The organism is Micromonospora sp. ATCC 39149 (assembly GCF_000158815.1).
Lineage (GTDB): Bacteria > Actinomycetota > Actinomycetes > Mycobacteriales > Micromonosporaceae > Micromonospora.
On the sequence record NZ_GG657738.1, the window covers coordinates 5516504 to 5522607 of the forward strand.

Below are 6104 nucleotides of genomic sequence, written 5' to 3' on the forward strand. Positions count from 1 at the left end.
CCGGTCTCATCGCCCAGGGGAGGGGCCGGGATCGGCGAGTTGCCCGCGCGGTGGGCCAGCACCAGCCAGCCCGGGGCGAGCGCGGCACCCAGCCCGGCGTGCAGCGCGTCGACCGCGAGCCGGGCCGGGTCCTGGAGCACGGGGCCGTCGGAGCGGTCCCGCGCGCACGCGCCGTGCAGCATCGCGTCGAGCAGCGCGCTCGTGGGGCGCGCGGCCAGCGCCCCGGCGTCGACCAGCACGGTCGGCGCGGCCGGGTCGGGGTACGCGGCGAAACACCCGCCGGGGCGCAGCCCCACCCCGGTCAGCCGGTCCCGCACCTGATCCAGGTTGGCGGGGCGGCCGGCGTCCAGCGCTCCGCTGATCGTCCAGTCGGCGTCGTCGCGCCCGACGTACCAGGGCGCGGCGTCGACCATCCGGGTCAGCCCCACCGGGTTGTCCACCCGTAGCAGCAGGCTCCCGCCCGGGGCGAGCACGGCGGCGAACCGCCGCAGCAGCCCGTCCCAGCCGACCGGGGTCCCCTCCACCGACTCCACCGCGTCCAGGCCGGCGGCGGCGATCACCACGTCGAACGTCTCGTCGGCCGGCAGCCCACCGGGGCCGCCGACCACGACCCGAACGGGGCGGTCCTCGGCCAGGGCCGCACCGTCCGGCCAGCCGCGTAGCAGGCAGGTGACCTCGGCGTGGGCCAGCCGGTCGACCAGTTCGGGATCGTGCGGCCCGGCGAGCAGCACCCGCGCGCCGACCGGCACGACCCGGGCGGCGAGCGCCGCGAGGGGCCCGCCGGCGGGCAACCGCCGGGCCGGCCGGTCCGACCAGGTCAGCATCTCCCCGCCGGGCAGGGCGATCCGGGGCGAGGTGTCAGTGGTCAACGGGTTCCTCCTGGAGGGTCGCCCAACCCAGCAGCTCACGCAGCTCGGCCGGCGTACAGCGGTGGTCGGTGCCCAGTTCGGCGCGGGCGATCTCGACCGCGGTCGGCAGGTGCACCGACTCGCCGTGCAGGTCCGGCCACTGGCGGCGGATGCGGGCGGTGCCGCCGAACGTCGGGTCCTCGTCGGCGAGGATCATCGGGTCGCCGTAGACGGCCGGCTCGCAACCGGCCGCGATGCCGTAGAAGATGGCGCTGGTCAGCCGGTTGGACGCCACCCGGCGGTGCCGGCGCAGCTCGGTGAGCTGCTTGTCGAGGAAGAGCGGGTCGGTGTCCTTCCACCAGTGGCCCCGGTAGCCGTGGCAGATCACCCGGAACCCCGCCTGCTCGTAGAGGCGGCGGACCCGGCGCATGCCGTACTCGTGCCAGTAGAGGCAGACGGTGACCGGGCCCGGCTCGGTGGCGCGGATGCGGGCGATCAGCTCCCGGTGGTCGCCGCGCACGTGCTGGCCCTCCCAGCCGTGGAACGGATACCAGATGGTGCCCTCCCGCTGGGGCTCCGGCGGGTCGTCGGCGCGCAGCGCCAGCAGGTACGCGAACGGCGCGCCGGTCACCACGACGTTGCGCCGCCCCACCGACCAGGCCCGCCGCCGGGTCTGATCGGACCACAGCAGGCTCGGCGTGCCCTCGACGTACGGGTGACCGGGGGCCAGGCCGTCGCCGATGTTCCAGCCGTGCTGGACGTACCCGTTGATCCGGGGCGGGTGCCCGTCGCCGAGGCCGCAGTAGCGGGCCAGCACGTGCGCGTGGCCGTAGAAGTGGTTCGCGTGGTGCATCCCGGTCCCCTCAGGCGGCGGCGCGCGCCGGGGCGGCGTGCAGGGCGTCGGCCAGGGCGTCGACCACCCGTTCCTGGTCGGCGTCGGTGAGGTCGGGGAACAGCGGCAGGGAGAGCTGCTCGGCGTAGAACCCCTCGGCGACGGGGCACGAGCCGCGCCGGTAGCCCAGGTCCGCGAACGCCGGGTGCCAGTGCACGGGCACGTAGTTGACCTGCACGCCGATGCCGGCGGCGCGCATCGCGTCGTACACGGCGCGGCGGCGGCCCTCGTGCACCCGGATCGGGTACAGGTGCCAGGCCGGGTCGGCCCAGGACCGCCGGCCCGGCACCGACACGCCGGGCAGGTCGGCGAGGGCCTCGTCGTACCGGGCGACCAGCTCGGCGCGGCGGGCCAGGAACCGGGGCAGTCGGCGTAGCTGGCTGCGGCCCAGCGCGCAGAGCACGTCGGGCAGCCGGTAGTTGAGCCCGAACTCGTGGACCTCCTGGTGCCAGCCGCCCTCGTCCGGCCAGCGCTGCTCGTCGCGGTCGCGGACCAGCCCGATGTTGCGGAAGCGCCGAGCCCGCTTGAGTAGCAGCGGGTCCACCGCGGCGACCGCGCCGCCCTCGGCGGTGGTGAGGTTCTTCGTCGGGAAGAACGAGAACGTGGTCAGGTCGGCAAGCGACCCGACCGGCCGGCCGTGGTAGGCCGCGCCGACGGAGTGGGCGGCGTCGGCGAGCAGCAGCGTGTCGCCACCGTCCAGCACCGCGCGCAGCGCGTCGTAGTCGGCGGGGTGGCCGGCGTAGTCGACCGCCGCCACCACCTTCGTCCGGCCGGTCAGCGCCGCGCCGACCGCCGCCGGGTCCAGGGTGTACGTCTCCGGCTCGACGTCGGCGAAGACGATCCGCGCGCCGAGGGCGACGGCGCTGCTGGCGGTGGCCACGAACGTCATCGGCGGGACGATCACCTCGTCGCCGGGGCCGACGCCGGCCGCCGCGTACGCCACGTGCAGGGCGGCGGTGCCATTGGACACCGCCGCGCAGCCGACCCCACCGGTCCAGCCGGCCAGGTCCGCCTCGAACGCGTCGACCTGCGGGCCGGTGGTGAGCCAGTCGCTGCGCAGCGTGGCGACCACGGCGGCGACGTCGTCGTCGGTGACGGACTGCCGCCCGTACGGGAGCATCGCCATCACGCGGCGATGCCGAGCATGTCGCGCAGCTGGTCCACGCCGAGCCACTCGTCGTTGGTGTCCGACTGGTACGCGAACCCGTCCGGCACCGGCTCGCAGTGCGCCGGCGGCTGGTAGCCCCAGGTGGCGATGGTCGGCTGCACGATGAACCGGTCGGGGGTGCGCAGGGTCCGGCGGCTGTCGTCCGGGGCGATCATCTCCTCGTGCAGCTTCTCGCCGGGCCGGATGCCGATCTCGTGGGTGGTGGCGTCCGGGGCGACGGCCTCGACCAGGTCGAGGATGCGCATGCTCGGGATGCGCGGGACGAACAGCTCGCCGCCCTGCATCTGGTCGAACGAGTCGATGACGAACTGGACGGCCTGGTCCAGGGTGATCCAGAACCGGGTCATCCGCTTGTCTGTGATGGGCAGGCTGCGGCCCTCGGCGGCGAGCCGGCGGAACAGCGGCACCACCGAGCCCCGACTGCCCACCACGTTGCCGTAGCGCACCACGGCGAAGCGGGTCGGGTGGTGGGCGGCGTAGTGGTTCGCCGAGACGAACAGCTTGTCGCCCACCAGCTTGGTCGCGCCGTACAGGTTGATCGGGCTGGACGCCTTGTCGGTGGAGAGCGCGATGACCTTCTTCACCCCGGCTTCGATGGCCGCGTCGACGACGTGCTGCGAGCCGGTGATGTTGGTGGCGATGAACTCCGACGGGTTGTACTCGGCGGTGTCCACCTGCTTGAGCGCGGCGGCGTGCACGACGTGGTCGACGCCGTGCATGGCCCGGGTGAGCCGGTGGCGGTCCCGGATGTCGCCGATGAACCAGCGCAGCCGCGGGTCGTCGCCGAGCTGCTGGCGCAGCTCGTACTGCTTGAGCTCGTCGCGGGAGAACACCACCACCCGGGCCGGGTCGGCCTCGGCCAGGAGGTGCCGCAGGAAGGTGCGGCCGAAGGACCCGGTGCCCCCGGTGATCAGAATGGAGGACCCATTCAACTCGCTCAACTGGTGCTCCCAAGGTCGGTTGATCTCTCGGCCGGGGACGGTTCCGGCCGGCGGACGGATCGTGACGCTAAGCCGGCAGAGTTAACGGCCCGACGCCGCGCGGTGAACGGGCACGACGCGCATGGTGAATGCGTCATGCCCGCCGAGTGTCGGTGGCGGTCCGGTGGGTGAACAGGGGGTGTCGAACCGCCACCGGTCAGACCAGGTCCCAGCCCAGCGCGGTGCCCCGGGGCACGTCGCGGCGGAACGTACGGCCGAGCACCCGGTCCAGGTCGGCCGGGGGGAGACCACCGGCCGGGCGGATCGAGCGCACGTTGTCCCGGGTCACGGGGTCGCCCGCGCGGACGTCGGCCACCACGTACAGCGACCGGCGGAACCGCAGCCCCTCCCGCTCGGTGGGGGTCGGGCCGATGGTGGTGGCGCCCAGCGCCGCCCAGGCCCGCTCGGACTCGACGCGCAGGTCGGCCAGCTCGGTCGGCTCCAGCGAGAAGTCCGAGTCCACCCCGCCGTCGGCGCGGCGCAGCGTCACGTGCTTCTCGATCAGGCAGGCGCCCAGCGCCACCGCCGCCACCGGCACCCCGATGCCGGGGGTGTGGTCGGAGATCCCGACCGGCACGCCGAACGTGTCGGCCAGCACCGGCAGCCGGCGCAGGTTGCTGTCCTGCGGCGGGGCCGGGTACGAGGCGGTGCAGGCCAGCAGCACGATGCCGCCGGCGCCGCCGGCGCGGGCGGCGGTCACCGCGGCGTCGATCTCCCCGACCGTGGCCATGCCGGTGGAGATGACCATCGGCTTGCCGGTGGCGGCCACCAGCCGGATCAGCGGCAGGTCGACCAGCTCCGACGAGGCGATCTTGTACGCCGGGGTGTCCAGCTCCTCCAGCAGCTCCACGGCCGTGTGGTCGAACGGCGAAGAGAAGACCGTGAGGCCGTGCCGGCGGGCCCGCTCGAAGATCGGCCCGTGCCACTCGTACGGCGTGTGCGCCCGCTCGAAGAGCTGGTACAGCCGCTCGCCGCCCCACAGCTCGTGACCGCCGGAGATGCGGAACTCCGGCGCGTCCACGTCGATGGTCAGCGTGTCCGGGGTGTACGTCTGGAGCTTGAGCGCGTGTGCGCCGCTGGCCGCCACCGCGTCCACGATGGCCAGGGCCCGGTCGAGGCTGCCGTTGTGGTTGCCGGACATCTCGGCGACCACGAAGGGCCGCTCGCCGGTGCCCACCGCGTGCGGGCCGATCTTGACTGTCGTCATGTTCCCCTGCTCAGTTCCGTCCACACCACCTGGTGCGGCGTGCCGTCGACGTCCCGCTCGTAGCGGCGGACGATCGTGAATCCGAAGCGCCGGTGCAGCGCCAGCACCGGCCGGTTGGTGGCCAGCGTCTCCCCGCCGAGGGTGCGCGCGCCGAGGACATCGAAGGCGTACGCGATCGCCGCCCGCTCCAGCGACAGCCAGGCCGGCATGAGCGCCCGCCGCGCGTCCAAGCCCTCGACGTCGAGGTAGAAGCCCCAGGTCAGCGCCTTGTCCGGGCTGGCCACGCCGGAGAAGGTCACCACACCGCAGGGCAGGCCGCGATGCTCGTGCACCAGCACCCGCCGGTCCGGGTCGCCGCGTACGCCCGCCCACCAGGCGGCGTGCTCGGCCGGGCCGATCTCGTGCCGGGTCAGGCTGACCTCGCGTACCTGCGGATGGTTGCGCCAGCGCAGGATGGTCGCCAGGTCGGCGTCGCGGGCGGGGCGCAAGGCGTCAGAGGCCCGGGTGGTGGTCCCACTCATCCCCGGCCCGCCATGGCCGCGCTCTGGTCCGTGTCGGACGCCGGGGCATCGGCGACCTGCGGCCCGTCCCCGCCCGGCGCCGCCCCCGCGGGCGACGCGGGCCGCAGCGAGCCGGCCAGCCGGTGCGCCCGGCGCAACGTCTTGTACGCGACGTAGCTGTCCCGGGCCACGAGACGGTGCTTCAGCCCGGCCACCCCGCCCGGCCGCGCGTACCCGCCCGACGGCAGGTACCGGCGGTAGTGCTCGGCCACCCGGCGGAAGAACCCCCGCCGCAGCCGAGGGTGCACCCGGCCGTCGTTGCCCACCACCACGAGATAGTGGTTGATCATCAGGCCGAACAGGTCCGTCCGGATCCAGTCCTCGGTGACGTGCTCGTCCACCCACTGCTGGAGGCGCTCGTACTGGACGAACGCGTCGAAGTGCCGGCCACTGCGGGTGGAGGTGATCGCGCCGAGGCGAGTCGTCCCATAGTGGTAGCAGACCCGGTC

General features: G+C 74.2%; 5 protein-coding genes and 2 pseudogenes. All 7 read right to left on the bottom strand.

Annotated features, from left to right (window positions below; all coding sequences use genetic code 11):
* Positions 1 to 824 (bottom strand): annotated as a pseudogene (locus tag MCAG_RS33910) (class I SAM-dependent methyltransferase); the annotation flags it as partial.
* A gap of 34 nt (positions 825 to 858) precedes the next feature.
* Positions 859 to 1701 carry a hypothetical protein gene (locus tag MCAG_RS24215; protein WP_007075590.1) on the bottom strand — a complete coding sequence of 281 codons (843 nt, stop codon included), beginning with the start codon at positions 1699 to 1701 and terminating at the stop codon, positions 859 to 861.
* A 10-nt stretch (positions 1702 to 1711) separates the two neighbouring features.
* Positions 1712 to 2860 (bottom strand): DegT/DnrJ/EryC1/StrS aminotransferase family protein, encoded by a 1149-nt coding sequence (locus tag MCAG_RS24220; protein WP_036377936.1) that lies wholly within the window; start codon positions 2858 to 2860, stop codon positions 1712 to 1714.
* Positions 2861 to 2865: 5 nt separating this feature from the next.
* Positions 2866 to 3849 carry a UDP-N-acetylglucosamine 4,6-dehydratase (inverting) gene (pseB, locus tag MCAG_RS24225; RefSeq protein WP_007075592.1) on the bottom strand — a complete coding sequence of 328 codons (984 nt, stop codon included), beginning with the start codon at positions 3847 to 3849 and terminating at the stop codon, positions 2866 to 2868.
* Positions 3850 to 4045: 196 nt separating this feature from the next.
* Positions 4046 to 5095 carry a pseudaminic acid synthase gene (gene pseI, locus MCAG_RS24230; protein ID WP_007075593.1) on the bottom strand — a complete coding sequence of 350 codons (1050 nt, stop codon included), beginning with the start codon at positions 5093 to 5095 and terminating at the stop codon, positions 4046 to 4048.
* Positions 5092 to 5616 (bottom strand): GNAT family N-acetyltransferase, encoded by a 525-nt coding sequence (locus MCAG_RS24235; RefSeq protein WP_007075594.1) that lies wholly within the window; start codon positions 5614 to 5616, stop codon positions 5092 to 5094. Before MCAG_RS24235 ends, pseI begins: the two co-directional genes overlap by 4 nt.
* Positions 5613 to 6104: pseudogene (locus tag MCAG_RS24240) on the bottom strand (CDP-glycerol--glycerophosphate glycerophosphotransferase); the annotation flags it as partial. The gene MCAG_RS24235 and the pseudogene MCAG_RS24240, both read right to left, overlap by 4 nt.

Excerpts from the sequence above, each read along its gene's own strand:
- pseI (WP_007075593.1), bottom strand. The coding sequence starts at position 5,095 with ATGACGACAGTCAAGATCGGCCCGCACGCGGTGGGCACCGGCGAGCGG.
- MCAG_RS24220 (WP_036377936.1), bottom strand. The coding sequence starts at position 2,860 with ATGCTCCCGTACGGGCGGCAGTCCGTCACCGACGACGACGTCGCCGCC.
- MCAG_RS24215 (WP_007075590.1), bottom strand. The coding sequence starts at position 1,701 with ATGCACCACGCGAACCACTTCTACGGCCACGCGCACGTGCTGGCCCGC.
- MCAG_RS24235 (WP_007075594.1), bottom strand. The coding sequence starts at position 5,616 with ATGAGTGGGACCACCACCCGGGCCTCTGACGCCTTGCGCCCCGCCCGC.